The organism is Pseudaminobacter soli (ex Li et al. 2025), from assembly GCF_003012705.1.
Lineage (GTDB): Bacteria > Pseudomonadota > Alphaproteobacteria > Rhizobiales > Rhizobiaceae > Pseudaminobacter > Pseudaminobacter soli.
This window is the reverse complement of sequence record NZ_PXYL01000003.1, coordinates 302335-318729: the sequence shown is the minus strand read 5'-3', so window position 1 is coordinate 318729 and position 16395 is coordinate 302335. Positions and strand designations below refer to the sequence as shown.

At 63.4% G+C, this 16395-nt stretch carries 14 protein-coding genes; 3 read left to right on the top strand and 11 right to left on the bottom strand.

Annotated features, from left to right (window positions below; translation table 11 throughout):
- Positions 1 to 54: 54 nt before the first annotated feature.
- The 3 genes from C7I85_RS07725 to C7I85_RS07715 form a co-directional block, all read right to left on the bottom strand.
- Positions 55 to 1878, bottom strand: a complete 1824-nt coding sequence (locus C7I85_RS07725) for a polysaccharide biosynthesis protein GtrA (protein WP_106723381.1) — start codon at positions 1876 to 1878, stop codon at positions 55 to 57.
- A 99-nt stretch (positions 1879 to 1977) separates the two neighbouring features.
- Positions 1978 to 2379, bottom strand: a complete 402-nt coding sequence (locus C7I85_RS07720; RefSeq protein WP_106723380.1) for a GtrA family protein — start codon at positions 2377 to 2379, stop codon at positions 1978 to 1980.
- Entirely contained in the window at positions 2379 to 3608 is a 1230-nt protein-coding gene (locus C7I85_RS07715) for a glycosyltransferase family 2 protein (RefSeq protein ID WP_106723590.1), read from the bottom strand. The genes C7I85_RS07720 and C7I85_RS07715 overlap by 1 nt, the downstream gene beginning before the upstream one ends.
- 210 nt (positions 3609 to 3818) lie before the next feature.
- On the opposite strand from C7I85_RS07715, the gene gshB reads away from it, so the two are divergent.
- Together gshB and C7I85_RS07705 are read left to right on the top strand one after the other, a co-directional pair.
- On the top strand, positions 3819 to 4760 hold the full coding sequence (gshB, locus tag C7I85_RS07710; RefSeq protein WP_106723379.1) for a glutathione synthase: 942 nt from the start codon (positions 3819 to 3821) through the stop codon (positions 4758 to 4760).
- Between the two features lie 208 nt (positions 4761 to 4968).
- Complete coding sequence (locus C7I85_RS07705) at positions 4969 to 6504, top strand: YifB family Mg chelatase-like AAA ATPase (protein WP_106723378.1); 1536 nt, start codon at positions 4969 to 4971, stop codon at positions 6502 to 6504.
- Positions 6505 to 6534: 30 nt separating this feature from the next.
- Here C7I85_RS07705 and C7I85_RS07700 read toward each other — a convergent pair whose 3' ends face one another.
- The 8 genes from C7I85_RS07700 to dnaK form a co-directional block, all read right to left on the bottom strand.
- Positions 6535 to 7158 carry a transglutaminase-like cysteine peptidase gene (locus tag C7I85_RS07700; protein WP_106723377.1) on the bottom strand — a complete coding sequence of 208 codons (624 nt, stop codon included), beginning with the start codon at positions 7156 to 7158 and terminating at the stop codon, positions 6535 to 6537.
- A 378-nt stretch (positions 7159 to 7536) separates the two neighbouring features.
- Positions 7537 to 8814 carry a polyhydroxyalkanoate depolymerase gene (locus C7I85_RS07695; protein WP_106723376.1) on the bottom strand — a complete coding sequence of 426 codons (1278 nt, stop codon included), beginning with the start codon at positions 8812 to 8814 and terminating at the stop codon, positions 7537 to 7539.
- A gap of 220 nt (positions 8815 to 9034) precedes the next feature.
- The gene (locus tag C7I85_RS07690) at positions 9035 to 9322 is read right to left on the bottom strand and encodes a DUF1330 domain-containing protein (RefSeq protein ID WP_106723375.1); all 288 of its coding nucleotides are present in this window, start codon (positions 9320 to 9322) and stop codon (positions 9035 to 9037) included.
- Positions 9323 to 9481: 159 nt separating this feature from the next.
- Entirely contained in the window at positions 9482 to 10177 is a 696-nt protein-coding gene (gene pyrF / locus C7I85_RS07685) for an orotidine-5'-phosphate decarboxylase (protein ID WP_106723374.1), read from the bottom strand.
- A gap of 2 nt (positions 10178 to 10179) precedes the next feature.
- Complete coding sequence (locus tag C7I85_RS07680) at positions 10180 to 10770, bottom strand: NADPH-dependent FMN reductase (protein ID WP_106723373.1); 591 nt, start codon at positions 10768 to 10770, stop codon at positions 10180 to 10182.
- Between the two features lie 75 nt (positions 10771 to 10845).
- Positions 10846 to 11454 carry a phospholipid N-methyltransferase PmtA gene (gene pmtA, locus C7I85_RS07675; protein ID WP_106723372.1) on the bottom strand — a complete coding sequence of 203 codons (609 nt, stop codon included), beginning with the start codon at positions 11452 to 11454 and terminating at the stop codon, positions 10846 to 10848.
- Between the two features lie 115 nt (positions 11455 to 11569).
- Positions 11570 to 12706, bottom strand: coding sequence for a molecular chaperone DnaJ (gene dnaJ, locus C7I85_RS07670; protein WP_106723371.1), 1137 nt, complete (start codon positions 12704 to 12706; stop codon positions 11570 to 11572).
- Between the two features lie 197 nt (positions 12707 to 12903).
- Positions 12904 to 14823 carry a molecular chaperone DnaK gene (gene dnaK / locus C7I85_RS07665; RefSeq protein WP_106723370.1) on the bottom strand — a complete coding sequence of 640 codons (1920 nt, stop codon included), beginning with the start codon at positions 14821 to 14823 and terminating at the stop codon, positions 12904 to 12906.
- Positions 14824 to 15055: 232 nt separating this feature from the next.
- Between dnaK and C7I85_RS07660 the strand changes: the two genes are divergently transcribed.
- The gene (locus C7I85_RS07660; protein ID WP_245444843.1) at positions 15056 to 16147 is read left to right on the top strand and encodes a zinc metalloprotease HtpX; all 1092 of its coding nucleotides are present in this window, start codon (positions 15056 to 15058) and stop codon (positions 16145 to 16147) included.
- Positions 16148 to 16395: the final 248 nt, after the last annotated feature.

The following is a 16395-nucleotide window of genomic DNA, read 5'->3' as shown; positions in this document are numbered from 1 at the left end:
AAAGAATTTTTCACTGGCTAATTGTCAGCCCCTTGGAAGGGCGCGAACGGGACGTCACCGATTCAGCCTCACCCGATAGAGTTCGAGCGGCTGCCGCGCACTTTCCGGCATCGGCTCGAGCCATTCCGGCACGGTGCCGCGCATCAGATCGGCCAGCAGCCCGTCGGGCGCCAGCGCGGCAAGAAGCCGGCTTTCCGCATTGCCCCGGCAAAGCGCCACCAGACCGACGCCATTGGCCTCCGCGATCTGCCGAGCCTCTTCCGACGAGCCCATGAAGGCATCCAGCGCAATGAGGTTGCCGGCGATATTGCGATGATAGGGGCCGGAAAAGACCCGGTGGCGGCTATAGGCCAGGATCGGCGACCCCAGATTGGAAACGGCTAGCACCGTGACATCCGGCTGCGAAGCAAGCACGGCGTAATCGTCCACACGCTGGCAAGCCGACGCCGCCTCTTGGGAGGCTGCAGCCTGTTGGGACTTGCCTTCGAGCGCGATGGTCGCCGCGGCCGCAACGCCCGTCCAAGCCACGTTCATCGAGACCAGCCAGACGGCTGCCATTCTCGCCGTGACGACGAAGGAGGGATTGGCCTCGGCCCGGGAGCGCCAGTTTGCGACCCAGGCGGACAGCGGGATCGTGGCAAGCGTGATCGAGAAGGTGGAGCCGCGCACCTGCCAGACGCTGACCAGAAAGGCGACAATGAGCAGCGCGCCGACCAACCAGTCCTGCCGCCGCCAGCCCTCGCGGCGAAGGCGGCCCAGCAGCCAGAGGAGGCCGAGAAGCGGCGTGACATAGCGCGCCACCACGACGGCAGGTTCTTCCTTGACAAGCTGAAACAGCGAGCGCGCCTCCTGGACATGGTCGAGCCAGTTCTCCTTGAGGCGCGGGTCAAGCTCGGCATAGGGAGCCGCAAGGCACTGCGGAAAGGCCGCGACCGCAACAAGCCCCATGAAGACGCCGAGCAGGCCGAGGGCTGCCAGCCGTCGCCCGAACCTGCCGCAGACAAATCGGCTCGACGCCACGCCCGCCAGCCCGAGGCCCGCCAGCACGGCCAGCACAAAGTGAACCACGGAAAAGGCATCGCATTGCACTTCGCCCCGGCCCGTCGCCGGGATGGTCGCGAAGAATACGAATGCCGAAACGCCCGCAAACCCCAGGCCGAAATTCCGGGCTACGACCCTTTCGCCTTCGCCAGCGAAGAGGAACAGGCCGCCCACGCATAGGCCAAGCACGGCGACATAAGGTGCCGTCTCCATGCCAACCGCGAGCATGAGGGCGGCGCAGACACCGGAAAACAATGAAGCAGCGGCGTTGTCCGGTGCGATCAGGAGCAAGTAGAGGCTGGCCAGCGTTAGCAGAAGCTGGACGTTGTGATGATCGAGCGCGCCCGGCGTGAAGATGCCGATGAAATGCAGCGCGGCAGCGCCGATGACCGCCGCTGGCAGGACCGCCCTCTCCCCGCCGAACAAACGTGCGCTGCGCAGGATGCAGAACACGGTGAGGCCGAAAAGCAAGCCCGGCCAGGCCACCTGTGCGACTGCCTCGGCGAAGGCCATGCTTCCGCCCAGTGCCGTCACGGCAAGAATGATCGCCGCGATGGGCGCATCGACGAAGCGCGACCAGTGCATGACGAAGCCGCCCTGCGGTCCCATCCGGTATTGATGGAGATCGAACCAGCCCTGCCCGCCAAGCAGATCGCGGACCTCGACCAGGCGCAGCAGACTGTCATTGTCGCCGCCGAAATCGGACAGCGTCCTGAAGCCGGACGCTGCATGGACGGCGAGCATCAGAAGGGTCGCGACCAAAGCAAAGGCAATATCTGTCAGCGCCGGTGAAACGCGCCTTGCCTGCAATGCACCTGTCGAATGGAACACACTCATTCGGCTGAACCCCGCAGTTGCCTGAAAGGGAGCTTATTCCGGGCCGCTCAACAAAGGGTAAAGCGGCCCCCCTTCGCCCATGACTGCCGACACGTCGGCCTATGCCGCCTCGTTCGGGAAAACCCAGCATGAAGAAACCACGTAGCTGACCGCGCTAGTCACTATTGTGATGAGAACCGAAGTTGTCAGCGGAGCCATGCCGAGGAGGTCTATCGCGATGTGGGCGAGCCCGCCTGAGGCGAGCGCGCATCCCGCCTGGAGCACGAAGTATCGCGGCAGCGCATGGCCGTGACCATGTGCAGCCCCGAACGTCCAGCAGCGCTGGGCTGTATATGCCGCCAAAAATGCTCCGCCATAGGCCACCAGCCCCGCCGCAAAGGGAGGCAGCCCTACCGACATGAACAGATAGGCAAGAACGAGCAGCAGAGCGGCTGCACCCACGCCGACTGTGACGAAGCGCACCAACCGCTGGCGAAACGCCAATCGCAGCAAGCCGGCCATCAAGCTGGAATACTCACCACCACGGGCTCACCGGACTTGCGGCGCATGACTGGAATCTCCAGGATACCAAGCAGGAAGGCGGAAAAGAATGCCTGTAGCGCAATCACGATGAGCGTCAGCCCGAAGACCACCACGCGTGGAATCTCGGGATCGTTCAGCGGGCCAAAATTCAGCCGCGCCCATGAGAGGATGGCATAGCCGAACAAGGTCAATCCCGCGGCCATGCAAACCCCGGCCCCGATCGCCAACCTGTCGGTGCTGACATGACGCGCGATCCAGCCGGAGCGGGCATTGCGTGGCAATATCCCGGTTATGTCCGCGTAGTATCGGGACAGAACGCCGAATGTGACGAGCTGGACGCCGGCAACGATCATGAAACAGGCCGCGACGAAGGTGTTGAGATCGAGCGACAAATTGTCGACGACCTGCAGCGGGCCAAGGAAAAGAAGGGCCGATAACACCAAGCCGAGCATGCAAAGCGTCATGCCCGGAATGAAAAACAGCCAGCGCGGATTGTACATCAGCAGAAACTTGAGATGGCGCCAACCGTCCCGCCAGGTCCGCAGATGCGGCGGGCGGCTTCGGCCGTCGGGCTTGAGTGTGGTCGGCACCTCCTCGATGCGCAGCCCGGCAAGCGCACTGCGCACGACCATTTCGCTGGCGAACTCCATGCCGGCGGTATTCAGGTCCAGCCCCCGAATGCGCTCGGCATTGAAACCGCGCAGGCCGCAATGGAAGTCGCCCGCTTTGATGCGGAAGAAAAGCCTGCCCAGGTAGCTAAGCACAGGATTGCCGAGATAGCGGTGCAGGACCGGCATGGCGCCGGCCTCGATGCCGCCCTGGAAGCGATTGCCCATTACCAGGTCCGCTCCGCCACGCAGACGCTGAACGAAGGCATCGAGCGCAGAGAAATCGTAGGAGTCGTCGGCATCGCCCATGATGATGTAGCGGCCACGTGCCGCCGCAATGCCGCCTTGCAGTGCAGCCCCATAGCCCTTTGCCTGCACCTTAACGACGCGGGCGCCGAGGCCGGTTGCGATAAGTTGGGAGCCGTCTGTGCTGCCGTTGTCGGCAATCAGGACTTCGCCCAAAATGCCTGAGGCCCGCAGGAAGCTTTGCGCCTTGCCGATGCAGGTCGCAAGCGTTTCGGCTTCGTTGAGGCAAGGCATCAGGATGGTCAGTTCCGGTTGAACCTCGGAAACCGCCCGGATCGGCGTGGCTGCATTCATGGCGACCTCGATCACTGCGCATTTTCTGACTTGTCGAGGCCGTTCTTAGCCGAGAATGATTGGCACGCTGTTAACGGCGGTAGCGCCCTGCTTACCCCGCGGCCAAGGGAAGTCGGTCCTCGTGGGCCGCGGACCAGAAGTCACCATTGGCAGGCGGCAGACTAATCTATACATCCACGGGGCAACACGCTGTCATTGCCGGAGACCCGCATGCCGCTCAATATCGCTATTCAGATGGACCATATCGCGACGATTTCGATCGCCGGCGACACCTCCTTTGCGCTCGCGCTGGAAGCACAGCGCCGCGGCCACCGGCTGTTCCACTACACGCCCGACCGGCTTTCCATGCGCGACAACAGGGTGTTTGCCTGGCTGGAAGAGCTGCAAGTGCGCGACGAGAAGGGCAATCACTTTTCGCTCGGCGAGCCGGTGCGCACCGAGCTGACCGAGATGGACGTGGTGCTGCTGCGCCAGGACCCGCCCTTCGACATGAACTACATCACCACCACGCACATCCTGGAGCGCATCCACCCCAAGACGCTGGTGGTCAACGACCCGGCCTGGGTACGCAATAGCCCGGAAAAGATCTTCGTCACCGAATTTCCGGACCTGATGCCGGAAACGCTGATCACCAAGGACCCGCTGGAGGTGGCGGCGTTCCGGCGTGAATTCGGCGACATCATCGTCAAGCCGCTCTACGGCAATGGGGGCGCCGGCATCTTCCACCTGCACGAGGCCGACCGCAACCTTGCCGCGCTGCTGGAAATGTTCGGCCAGATGTTCCGCGAGCCCTTCATCGTGCAGCGCTATCTCAAGGACGTGCGCAAGGGCGACAAGCGCATCATCCTGATCGACGGCGAACCCGTGGGTGCCATCAACCGCGTGCCGGCCGAGCACGATTCCCGCTCCAACATGCATGTCGGCGGCCGCGCCGAGAAGACCGAGCTGACGACCCGCGAGCGCGAAATCTGCACGCGCATCGGGCCTTCGCTCAAGGAACGCGGTTTTATCCTGGTCGGCATCGACGTGATCGGCGACTATCTGACCGAGATCAACGTCACCTCGCCCACCGGCGTGCGCGAGGTGAAGCGTTTTGGCGGCGCGGACATTGCGGCAATCTTCTGGGACGCAGTGGAAGACAAGCGCCGCTGAGCTCTAGCATCCAATTTAGGCGACCCGGAATTCTTGGCACAATCGCCGATGTTCCGGGTCTGCAACCTGGTTCTACCGGGTCACAACCTCGACGTCTATTTTGTTCCCTACTTGTTCTTGATTTACCCTGAAATCTATGCTTGTCTGACCTAACGTCATTTGCAAGCCGACGTGTGTGGCATGGCCGGCGGGCAGGTTGGGGGATGGCATGGTTTCGCGTGTGCGCACGGTTGCGTTCCAGGGCATCGAGGCGGTGCCTGTCGACGTGCAGGTGATGGTCGCGCCCGGCAAGATGGGCATGCACATCGTCGGACTACCTGACAAGGCGGTGGCCGAAAGCCGCGAGCGGGTGCAGGCAGCACTGCACGCCTCGGGCCTGTCGATGCCGCCCAAGAAGGTCACCGTCAATCTGGCGCCTGCGGACCTGCCCAAGGAGGGCAGCCACTACGATCTGCCGATCGCGCTCGGGCTGATGGCCGCACTGGGCGCGGTCCCGGGCGACGCGCTCGGCGGCTATGTCGTGCTCGGCGAATTGTCGCTCGACGGGACGATCGCGGCGGTGGCCGGCGCCCTGCCGGCGGCCATCGGCGCCAATGCCGAAGGCAAGGGGCTGATCTGCCCCGCCGACTCGGGGCCGGAGGCGGCCTGGGCGGGTTCGGAGATCGACATTCTGGCGCCGCGCAGCCTGATCGCCATCGCCAACCATTTTCGCGGTACGCAGGTTCTGGCGAGGCCCGAGGCAAGCATCCACAAGCCCGCCTCCGACCTGCCGGACCTCGCCGACATCAAGGGCCAGGAGAGCGCCAAGCGCGCGCTGGAAGTGGCGGCCGCCGGCGGCCACAATCTTCTGATGGTCGGGCCGCCGGGGTCCGGAAAGTCCATGCTGGCGCAGCGCCTGCCGTCCATCTTGCCGCCGCTTGCGCCGAAAGAGCTGCTCGAAGTTTCCATGGTCGCATCGATTGCAGGCGAGCTGGCCGGTGGCCGGCTGACCGACCGGCGGCCATTCCGCGCGCCACACCACTCGGCCTCCATGGCGGCGATGGTCGGCGGCGGTTTGCGGGTAAGGCCCGGCGAGGTCTCGCTCGCGCATAACGGCGTGCTGTTCCTGGACGAACTGCCCGAATTCACGCCACAGGTGCTCGATTCGCTGCGCCAGCCCATCGAGACCGGCGAGTGCGTGATCGCGCGCGCCAATCACCGGGTCAGCTATCCGGCGCGCATCCAGCTGATCGCGGCGATGAATCCGTGCCGTTGCGGCATGGCAGGCGAGCCCGGCTATCGCTGCGCACGCGGGCCGCGCTGCCAGACGGACTACCAGGCGCGGATTTCCGGGCCGCTGCTCGACCGCATAGACCTGCGCATCGAGGTGCCGGCCGTTTCGGCCAGCGACCTGATCCAGCCCGGCAAGGCCGAAAGCAGCGCGACGGTGGCAGCTCGCGTGGCAACCGCGCGCGCCATCCAGCAGGAGCGCTATGCGCGCGTCGGATCGATGGCTGCGATGACCAACGCCCATTGCACGACGTCGCTGATCGAGAAGATCGCAGCCCCCGATGCCGCGGGGCTGGCGCTGCTGCGCGACGCCAGCGAAAAGCTCGGCTTTTCGGCGCGCGCCTATCATCGCGTGCTCAAGGTCGCGCGCACGCTCGCAGACCTCGACGGCAGCGACAGTGTGGGGCGCATCCACCTCGCCGAGGCGATTTCCCACCGGATCGTCGGCGACAGGCTGGCCCAGGCAGCAGCTTAGGCGGACAACCGCAGTTGATCGCCCGCCCCGCTACTTCACAGAGCTGACGAGCGGAGCCTGGCCTTCACGTATGGTCACCCAATGGCCGGTGTGGTCAGTCGCCTGCCGCTTGAGGAAACTATAGCCTGTCTCGTACCACTGCCGCACGGAGTCGTTCAGGTTGTCGAGAATAAGATCGCCCTGGTCGGTGCGCACGGTGAGAACGGCGTGGCCCTCCCCATCGGGCTTGCGCACCACCGTGATCAGCAGGTTGGAGAGCGAAATGCCGTCATGCATCAGCTCGCGGCGCTTTTCGAGCACATAGTCCTCGCAGTCGCCGTAGCCGTTGTCCGGATAGGCCCAGAACTCTTCCTGGCCGTAGTTCTCGAAATCGCTCATTGGCTTGACGGTGGTGTTCACATGGAGATTGACATCCATGATCAGCTTCCGCAGCGCATTGGTCATGTGCTCGGGGCCTTTATCGATCGGCCGGATCGAGCATTCGTCCTGATGCGTCTTGCAGAAGTCGTAATGGCCGATGGGCTGCGAAGTCAGGCCACCAGTGACCATCGACGCGCCAGCAAGGGCGTGCCCTGCCGGTAGCGTACTGATCAATAGCCAAGTCAGATAGGCCGCACGCTTGCGCGCACGCCATGCTAAAGGTGAGGAAGTCATCCCCTATCCCGTGCCCAGTAAATTATTATTAACGAAAGGTTAACGGCCGCGGGTGGGCGATGTCAATTCCGAGGGGGTCGCCGATTGCAGTTATGGTTACCGGAGGGCGGCGCGTAGCGACGATTCTGCAACAGGTGAGCCAGTGCGCCCCCCTGAAATCGACATCGCCCGCGGCCGGAAAGTTCGACTTTTCAACGGGTTGTGTGATGGAGTACGCCTCGCCCAGGCAGAGGCGGAAGTGCACATGGTCGAGGTGGCTGGGCCTCAGGTCCTAAAGACCCTTTGCAGCAAAGGGGGATCGGCCGCGCCGCACAATTGCGACACAATTGGGCGCGCGACCATGATGCCTTCGGAGGTCCAAAAACCCGTTTTGCGGCGTCAGGCCTTTGCCGAGCGGACGAGCCGAGGTTTTGGCCTGGCCCGGTGTTCCTTGCCGTGGCGGTTAATGAAATCGACGATGCGCGGCGCGATTTCGGCGCGGAAGCGCGAGCCGTTGAACACGCCGTAGTGCCCGACTTTCGGCTGCATGTAATGCTGGCGCATGCTCGCGGGAATGTTGACGCAAAGGTCGTGCGCGGCCTCGGTCTGGCCGAGACCGGATATGTCGTCGTTCTCGCCCTCGACTGTCAGCAGCGCCACATTGCGGATGGCGGCCGGATCGACCGGCACGCCGCGATGCGTCATCTCGCCCTTGGGCAGCGCGTGCTTGACGAACACCGCCTCGACCGTCTGCAGGTAGAACTCGGCGGTCAGGTCCATCACCGCGAGATATTCGTCGTAGAAGTCGCGATGCTTCTCGGCACCGTCGCCGTCGTTCTTCACCAGATGCATGAAGAAGTCCTTGTGGGCGATGATGTGCCGGTCGAGATTCATGCCCATGAAGCCCGAAAGCTGCAGGAACCCCGGATAGACGTCGCGCGAGAAGCCGGGCGCGGGCCACGGCACCTGCATGACGACATTGTCGCGGAACCAGTCGGTGCCCTTTTCCTCGGCCAAAAGGTTGACGGCCGTGGGGTTGCGCCTGGTGTCGATGGGCCCGCCCATCAGGGTCATGGTTGCCGGCGCAAAACGGTCGCCGCGCGCTTCCATGATGGCGGCGGCGGCTAGCACCGGCACCGAAGGCTGGCAGACGCCCATGACGTGGGTGTCGGGCCCGAGCGCATGCAGCATCTCGATGACATAGTCGATATAGTCGTCGAGGTCGAACTTGCCGTCCGAAACCGGCACCATGCGGGCGTCGGCCCAATCGGTGATGTAGACGTCGGCATGGGGCATCAGAGCCTCCACTGTGCCGCGCAGCAGGGTGGCATAGTGGCCCGACATCGGCGCGACGACGAGCAGCTTGGGATCGGCCCGGCGTGCGGCGGGCAGGTCGCGTTCGAAATGCAGCAGGTTGCAGAAGGGTCGCGACCAGACCACCTTTTCGGTGACCGCAACGACATTGCCGTCGACCGTGGTCTGTGGCAGGTCGAAGGCCGGCTTGCCGTAGCGGCGCGTGGTGCGCTCGAAGAGCTCGGCGGCGGCCGCAATAGAGCGGCCCCAAGGGGTTTTCGACGCCGGATTGAGCGGATTGGAATAGAACATCCGCACCGCGTCCGCATAGGCCCGGGCGGGCTGCAGCGCGGCGTGGTTCATCTCGTAGAACTGGTAGAACATCGAATGCCTTCTCCGGCTCCAACGCTATTGAGCCGGTCGGGAGTCCCTTCAGATGGCTGCAGCGTAGCGTGAATATGCTGCGGCGCAATATGTCATGTCACGCAACATGTAACATAGTTTGGTCCAAAGATTGACAATACGTTGTCGTCAGAGGGCGACGGCGCGACAATTCTTTGTGCACTGCAGCAATTTTCGAGGCGATCGTTTCGCGCGCGTGGCTTCAAATGCCTTCCACCAGAACGATCTCGCCGTCGGCGTGTTTCTGGCGGATGGCGCGTGCGGCCTGATACTCGGGCGAGTTGTAGCAGTCGTGGGCAGCCTGGAGCGAAGCAAACTCGATCACCACATTGCGGGCGCGGCCGGGGCCTTCCACGACCTCATGCGCACCGCCGCGGGCGAGGAAATTGGCGCCGAAGCGCTCGAAGGCCAGCTTGGCTGCGGCGACGTAGTCCTTGTAGCCCTCGGGATCGCGAATATCGACACGCGCGATCCAGTATCCCTTCGCCATTGGTTCCTCCTCCATTGGTCTTGTGCGTCCTTCGAGGCTCGCCCCTCAAAGAAGAGCGAGTCTGACCGCATCCCGCACCTTGGGATGGGGAGAATTGCGCACCTGCTGCCCTCATCCTGAGGTGCGAGCGAAGCGAGCCTCGAAGGACGCACGGCAAGCCTATGCCGCGCTCATTTCGTGCAAGATAGCCTGCGCCGCCGCCCGTCTGTCAACCGCGCCGACGATGGGACGCGCGACCACCAGATGGCTGGAGCCGTTGCGCAGGGCGTCGGCCGGCGTCACAACGCGCTTCTGGTCGCCATGCTCGGCGCCGGCGGGGCGGATGCCGGGCGTCACCACCGCAAGCTCCGGCCCGACGACCTTGCGCACCGCACTTGCTTCCGCAGCCGAGCAGACGATGCCGCCCATGCCCGCAGCAAGCGCCTGTTCTGAGCGGCGCAGCACAAGCGTGTGCGGGTCATATTCATAACCGGCGTCGATCATGTCCTGTGCGTCCATCGAGGTCAGCACCGTGACGCCGAGCAGGCAGAGGTCGCTTCCCTTGGCGGCTTCCACCGCCGCACGCATCGCCTTGGGGTAGGCATGCAAGGTCAGCATCGACACGCCCATCTTGACGATGTTCTCGACGCCCTTGGCGACCGTGTTGTCGATGTCGAGCAGCTTCATGTCGAGGAACACTTTGGTGCCCCCGCTTGCCAGTTCGCGGGCGAAATCGAGCCCGCCGGCAAAGGCGAGCTGATAGCCGATCTTGTAGAAGGAGGCGACGCCGTCGAGGTCGCGCACCACGGCCTCCGCTTCCTTCACCGTCGGCACGTCGAGGCCAACGATCAGGCGGTCGCGCATCGAAGCAGCCATGGTCAGATCTCCACTCGCGTCGACAGCATCCGGGCGCGCTCTATCAAGGTGCCGGCGACGAGTTCCATTCTTTTGCGCAGTTGCTCGTCCTTGAACTGACCGTTTTCGTCGAAGGCCTCACTGGCGTGCGCCACCGAGCATTGCGGCGTTATGATCTCGACCTGGCAGTTCATCAGCACGGAGCGCAGGTGATAGAGACCGCGCGCACCCCCGAAATTGCCATCGGAGGAGGAGCACAGCGCCGCCACCTTGCCGGCATAGGGATGGAAGGGCTTGCCGCCCTCCTTGTGGATGCGGCTGACCCAGTCGATGGCGTTCTTCAGTAGCGGCGGGATCGAGGAATTGTATTCGGGGCTGGCGATGAGGAAGCCGTCATGCGCCGCGATCTGATGCCCCAGCTTGAAGACGTTCTCGGGGATGCCTTTTTCCTTTTCCAGGTCCTGGTCCATGATCGGCAGCGGATAGTCGCCCAGCGATATGCGGGTGACTTCGGCGCCTTGCAGCGCGAGTTCCCGCTGGGCGGCGTCGGCAGTCTGGACGCTATAGGCGCCTGTACGGATTGATCCGGCAAAGACGAGGATTCGAACGGTCATCGGCATCTCCTGTTCGCCCTCGGGTATAGGCGAACTGGCCTCCGAATCAACCGTCCGATCGGGTTTGGTTCTCGCTCAGGCGTTGCCGACGCGGCGGTAGATCCACAGCTGGGCCGGCGGAATGTTGCGGATGACGAAGTCGAAATGTTCGACCGTATATTCGCCGCGCCGCGCCGGAACCGGCGAAAGCGGCCCGTAGGTGATCTGGATGACCGGCCGGCCGACCGGCAGCCGGTCGAGCACGCCGTTGATATAGTCCACCCGCTTGCTGGTCGGAAAGTTGAGCAGCGGCACGGCGGAAATGGCGCAGTCGAATTTGAGGTTGGCGAACTCGCCTAGCGTGCGATCGAGGTCGAAGGCATCACCCTGGATGACGTTCACGCCCGGATAGATCCGGCGCACATGTTCGGCGAACTCGGCGGAATATTCGACGGCGTAAAGGTTCTGCGGGGCAATGCCACGCGCCAGGATGGCGCGGGTGACGACGCCTGTGCCCGGCCCCAGTTCGAGAACCGGGAGGCCGGAGGCCGGGTTGGCGACCGATGCCATGCGCTTGGCGGTGATGGAGCTTGTCGGGACGATTGAGCCGACGGCCTTTGGCTTGTCGATCCATCCCTTGAAGAAGCGCAACTCGTCGTCGAACCTCATGGCGAGCGACTTGCGCAAACCAGATCCACTTGCCATCGGCACCGTCTCCTGCGTCTCGCCCCCGAGAAGCCTTACCTAGCGTTAGCCAGCCAGCACACGCAAGGTAAAATAGGGCCGCGCATCGCAAAACCAACAATGCGTTGCGGGCCTGTCACTCGCCAAAGGATTCGAAAAAGTCCTTCATGCGGGCGAAGAAGCCGCTCGACTGCGGGCTGTTCTCCTGCGAGGAGAGCTGTTCGAACTCCTCCAGCAGCTCGCGCTGGCGCTTGGTCAGGTTCTGCGGCGTCTCGACCACGGTCTGGATGTAGAGATCGCCGATAGTCGACTGGCGCAGCACCGGCATGCCCTTGCCCTTCAGGCGGAACTGGCGGCCGTTCTGCGTGCCTTCCGGCACCTTCACGCGTGTCTGCGTGCCATCCAGCGTCGCCACCTCGAAGGAGCCGCCAAGCGCGGCGGTGGTCATCGAGATCGGCACCTTGCAGTAAAGGTCGGCGCCGTCGCGCTGGAAGAACTCATGCGGCTTGACCGACAGGAAGATGTAGAGATCGCCTGCCGGACCGCCACGATAGCCCGCCTCGCCCTCGCCGGCCAGGCGAATGCGCGTGCCATCCTCGATGCCGGCCGGAATGTTGACCGACAGCGTGCGCTCTTCGGTGACGCGGCCCTGGCCGGCGCACTTGCCGCAGGGATCCTTGATCATCGTGCCACGGCCCTGACACTGCGGACAGGTGCGCTCGATGGAGAAGAAGCCCTGGCTGGCGCGCACGCGGCCGGAGCCGGAGCACATCGAGCAGGTGACCGGCTGCGTGCCGGGCTTGGCGCCCGAACCGGAGCATTCGGTGCAGGAGATGGAGGTCGGCACGCGGATTTGCGCCGTCTTGCCGCTGAAGGCCTCCTCCAGCGAGATCTCCATATTGTAGCGCAGGTCGGCGCCGCGCTCGCGGCCGCCCGAGGAGCGACGGCGCCCGCCGCCCATCATCTCGCCGAAGATGTCCTCGAAAATGTCGGAGAAACCACCGGCTCCGAACCCATTGGCGAAGCCGTTGCCGCCGCCCATGCCGCCATTCTCGAAGGCTGCATGGCCGAAACGATCATAGGCCGCGCGCTTCTGAGGGTCCTTCAGGCACTCATAGGCTTCGTTGATTTCCTTGAACTTGTGCTCGCAAGCGTCGTCGCCCGGATTGCGATCGGGGTGGAACTGCATGGCGAGCTTGCGAAAGGCGCTCTTCAGCTCCTTTTCGTCCGCGCCCCGCTGGACGCCAAGTGTTTCGTAAAAGTCGGCTTTCATTGTATCCCGCGACCCGGATTTTCAATGTCTTGATGCATCGTTTCGTCCGTCATCTTCGGCGCACAACATCCGATTTAGTAATCCTTGCGCGCCGATACCAGTGTTACAGTGCTTCGAGGGGTTGGATTTTTCCGCTCAGTTGCAAAAAGGCCCGGCAAACCGCGCCGGGCCTTTTGGTGAGACTTGGGTCGAACCCGTCAGGCCGACTTCTTCTTGTCGTCGTCTTCGCTGATTTCCTCGAAATCGGCGTCGACAACGTCACCGTCCTTGGCCGCTTCGCCGCCGGCAGCGCCAGCCTCGGCGCCTTCCTTCTGCGAAGCCTCATACATGGCCTGGCCGAGCTTCATCGAAACTTCGGCGAGCGTCTGGGTCTTGGCCTCGATGTCAGCCACGTCCTCGCCCTCGGCAGCCGTCTTCAGCGCGGCGATCGCGTCGGAAATGGCCGTGCGATCGGCCTCGGAGACCTTGTCGCCATAGTCCTTGAGCGACTTCTCGGACGAATGCACCAGCGACTCGGCCTGGTTGCGGGCCTCGACCAGCGCACGGCGCTTCTTGTCGGCCTCGGCATTGGCCTCGGCGTCCTTGACCATCTTCTCGATGTCGGCGTCGCTGAGGCCGCCCGAAGCCTGGATGCGGATCTGGTGCTCCTTGCCGGTGCCCTTGTCCTTGGCCGAGACGTTGACGATACCGTTGGCGTCGATGTCGAAGGTGACCTCGATCTGCGGCACGCCGCGCGGTGCCGGCGGAATGCCGACCAGGTCGAACTGGCCGAGCATCTTGTTGTCGGCCGCCATTTCGCGCTCGCCCTGGAAGACCCGGATGGTCACGGCCGACTGCGAATCCTCGGCGGTCGAGAAGGTCTGGCTCTTCTTGGTCGGGATCGTGGTGTTGCGCTCGATCAGGCGGGTGAACACGCCGCCCAGCGTCTCGATGCCCAGCGACAGCGGGGTCACGTCGAGCAGCAGCACGTCCTTGACGTCGCCCTGCAGAACGCCGGCCTGGATGGCAGCACCGATCGCGACGACCTCATCGGGGTTGACGCCCTTGTGCGGCTCCTTGCCGAAGAACTGCTTCACGACTTCCTGCACCTTGGGCATGCGGGTCATGCCGCCGACGAGCACGACTTCGTCGATCTCGCCCGCCTTGAGGCCGGCATCCTTGAGCGCCGCCTTGCAGGGCTCGATGGTGCGCTGGACAAGGTCGTCCACGAGGCTCTCGAACTTGGCGCGCGTGAGCTTCATGGTCAGGTGCTTCGGGCCGGTGGCGTCGGCCGTGATGAAGGGCAGGTTGATTTCGGTCTGCGAAGCCGAGGACAGCTCGATCTTCGCCTTTTCAGCAGCCTCTTTCAGGCGCTGCAGCGCAAGCTTGTCGCCGCGCAGGTCGATGCCCTGCTCCTTCTTGAACTCGTCGGCCAGGTACTCGACCAGGCGCATGTCGAAGTCTTCACCGCCGAGGAAGGTGTCGCCATTGGTCGACTTCACTTCGAAGACGCCGTCGCCGATCTCCAGAACGGAAATATCGAAGGTGCCGCCGCCGAGGTCGAAGACGGCAATGGTCTTGCCTTCCTTCTTGTCGAGGCCATAGGCCAGGGCGGCCGCGGTCGGCTCGTTGATGATGCGCAGCACCTCGAGGCCGGCGATGCGGCCGGCGTCCTTGGTGGCCTGGCGCTGGGCGTCGTTGAAATAGGCCGGAACGGTGATGACGGCCTTCTCGACCTTCTCGCCGAGATAGGCTTCCGCCGTTTCCTTCATCTTCTGCAGGATCATGGCCGAGATCTGCGAGGGCGACCACTTCTTGCCGCCGGCTTCGACCCAGGCATCGCCATTGTCGCCGCGCACGATGTGGTACGGCACAAGCTTCTTGTCCTTTTCGGTGACCGGATCGTCATAGCGACGGCCGATCAGGCGCTTGACCGCAAAAACAGTATTTTCGGGATTCGTCACCGCCTGGCGCTTGGCCGGCTGGCCGACGAGTCGCTCGTCGTTATCGGTGAAGGCGACAATGGAAGGGGTCGTACGCGCGCCTTCCGCATTTTCAATGACCTTGGCGTCCTTGCCATCCATGACGGCGACGCAGGAATTGGTCGTTCCGAGGTCGATACCGATTACTTTTGCCATTTTGTTCTCTCCACTTAGCAAGCTGCCAGGACCCATCAGGCGTTCCTGCGGCAGCTCCTTGGTTCACAAGAAAATACACCCGACGCCGCCTCGGTTGCGACAATCGGGACGATCATCGGGCGTATATAAGAAGAGGTCTCACACTGCGCAAGCGCCCAGACGAGCCCCTCCAAGGTGCATATTGGGCAAATCGATCCGGCCACACCATATTGGATATATGAGCCGCAACCGGATGATCGATCTCTTTGCGCAGCGCCGCAATCGCATGGCGAACACGATGCATACGTGGCTGCTCGGCGCGGCTGGGTTGTTCCTGCTGGCAGTGACGGCCTGGGCCTTCGGCGGACCTACCGGAATGATCTGCGCGCTGATCTTCGGCGCGATCTCGATGGCGGCGATCCGCCGGATCACCCCGCAGATGGTGCTGAGCATGTACAAGGCCCGGCCCGTATCGCCCGAAACCTTCCCGGCGGGCCTGCGAATCGTTTCCGAATTGTCCCGGCGCGCCGGCCTGCCGAGCATACCCAAGCTGCACATCATCCCCTCGCAGATGATGAATGCCTTCGCCGTCGGCCGTCGCGAGGATTCGGCCATCGCCATCACCGACGCGCTGGCGCGCAACCTGTCGACGCGCGAACTGGCCGGCGTTCTTGCCCATGAGATGAGCCACATCGCCAATGAGGACGTGAAGGTGATGGCCTTCGCCGACATGGTGGCCCGCTTCACCTCGATCATGTCGACGGTCGGCCTGTTCTCGCTGTTCTTCAACATCGGCGGGTTCGTCGGCGGCACCGGCCATCACGTGCCGTGGCTGGGCGTGATCGTGCTGCTTTTGGCCCCGACGATAGGCGGGCTCTTGCAGATGGCGCTGTCGCGCACCCGCGAATTCGACGCCGACCTTGGCGCCGCGACCCTGACCGGCGACCCCGACGGCCTTGCCTCGGCGCTGACCAAGCTCGAACAGGCGCAGGGCCGGCGCTGGGAGAGCCTCCTGCTGCCCGGCGGGCGCATTCCCGATCCGTCAGTGCTACGCACCCATCCCCGCACCGAGGACCGCATCGCTCGGCTGATGGCGTTGAAGTCGACGGGGAGCGGCGAAGCGCCCCTCGACGCCTTTGCAATGTCGCCGCGCCGGAAAAGCCATTCGCTGGTTCCGCATATCCGCCCGTCATCGGGCCCGGATTTCGGCGGAATGGGGAATTTTCCTGCGTTTTTTGCCATGGAACCCGACAGCGATCACGACCGACCGGCCAGCGACGTGCCGCTCAACCCGCCAAAGGGGCGTCCGCGCATTCGGGTGATGCGCGGCGGCGTCTACTGGTAAGACCAGAATCTGTGTGGGCGTTGCACTATCAAGAAACGTATGATCTATAGATTATCAACAAAATATACTTCAACGGTAAGGGGCTCGCACGTCTTTGTGCTCACACGTGCGGGATGTATATGTCAACAGAAATAGCAATTGATACAGATCACACCGATCAACACGTTTTTCGTGTATCAAAATCCCATTTTCGCGATTTTTTTACTGATCTAATCAGCACTCGCCGCCACACCCGAATAGAATTCAAT

Coding starts and splice junctions, on each gene's coding strand:
- C7I85_RS07725 (WP_106723381.1), bottom strand. CDS start 1,878: ATGAGTGTGTTCCATTCGACAGGTGCATTGCAGGCAAGGCGCGTTTCA.
- C7I85_RS07720 (WP_106723380.1), bottom strand. CDS start 2,379: ATGGCCGGCTTGCTGCGATTGGCGTTTCGCCAGCGGTTGGTGCGCTTC.
- C7I85_RS07715 (WP_106723590.1), bottom strand. CDS start 3,608: ATGAATGCAGCCACGCCGATCCGGGCGGTTTCCGAGGTTCAACCGGAA.
- gshB (WP_106723379.1), top strand. CDS start 3,819: ATGCCGCTCAATATCGCTATTCAGATGGACCATATCGCGACGATTTCG.
- C7I85_RS07705 (WP_106723378.1), top strand. CDS start 4,969: ATGGTTTCGCGTGTGCGCACGGTTGCGTTCCAGGGCATCGAGGCGGTG.
- C7I85_RS07700 (WP_106723377.1), bottom strand. CDS start 7,158: ATGACTTCCTCACCTTTAGCATGGCGTGCGCGCAAGCGTGCGGCCTAT.
- C7I85_RS07695 (WP_106723376.1), bottom strand. CDS start 8,814: ATGTTCTACCAGTTCTACGAGATGAACCACGCCGCGCTGCAGCCCGCC.
- C7I85_RS07690 (WP_106723375.1), bottom strand. CDS start 9,322: ATGGCGAAGGGATACTGGATCGCGCGTGTCGATATTCGCGATCCCGAG.
- pyrF (WP_106723374.1), bottom strand. CDS start 10,177: ATGGCTGCTTCGATGCGCGACCGCCTGATCGTTGGCCTCGACGTGCCG.
- C7I85_RS07680 (WP_106723373.1), bottom strand. CDS start 10,770: ATGACCGTTCGAATCCTCGTCTTTGCCGGATCAATCCGTACAGGCGCC.
- pmtA (WP_106723372.1), bottom strand. CDS start 11,454: ATGGCAAGTGGATCTGGTTTGCGCAAGTCGCTCGCCATGAGGTTCGAC.
- dnaJ (WP_106723371.1), bottom strand. CDS start 12,706: ATGAAAGCCGACTTTTACGAAACACTTGGCGTCCAGCGGGGCGCGGAC.
- dnaK (WP_106723370.1), bottom strand. CDS start 14,823: ATGGCAAAAGTAATCGGTATCGACCTCGGAACGACCAATTCCTGCGTC.
- C7I85_RS07660 (WP_245444843.1), top strand. CDS start 15,056: ATGATCGATCTCTTTGCGCAGCGCCGCAATCGCATGGCGAACACGATG.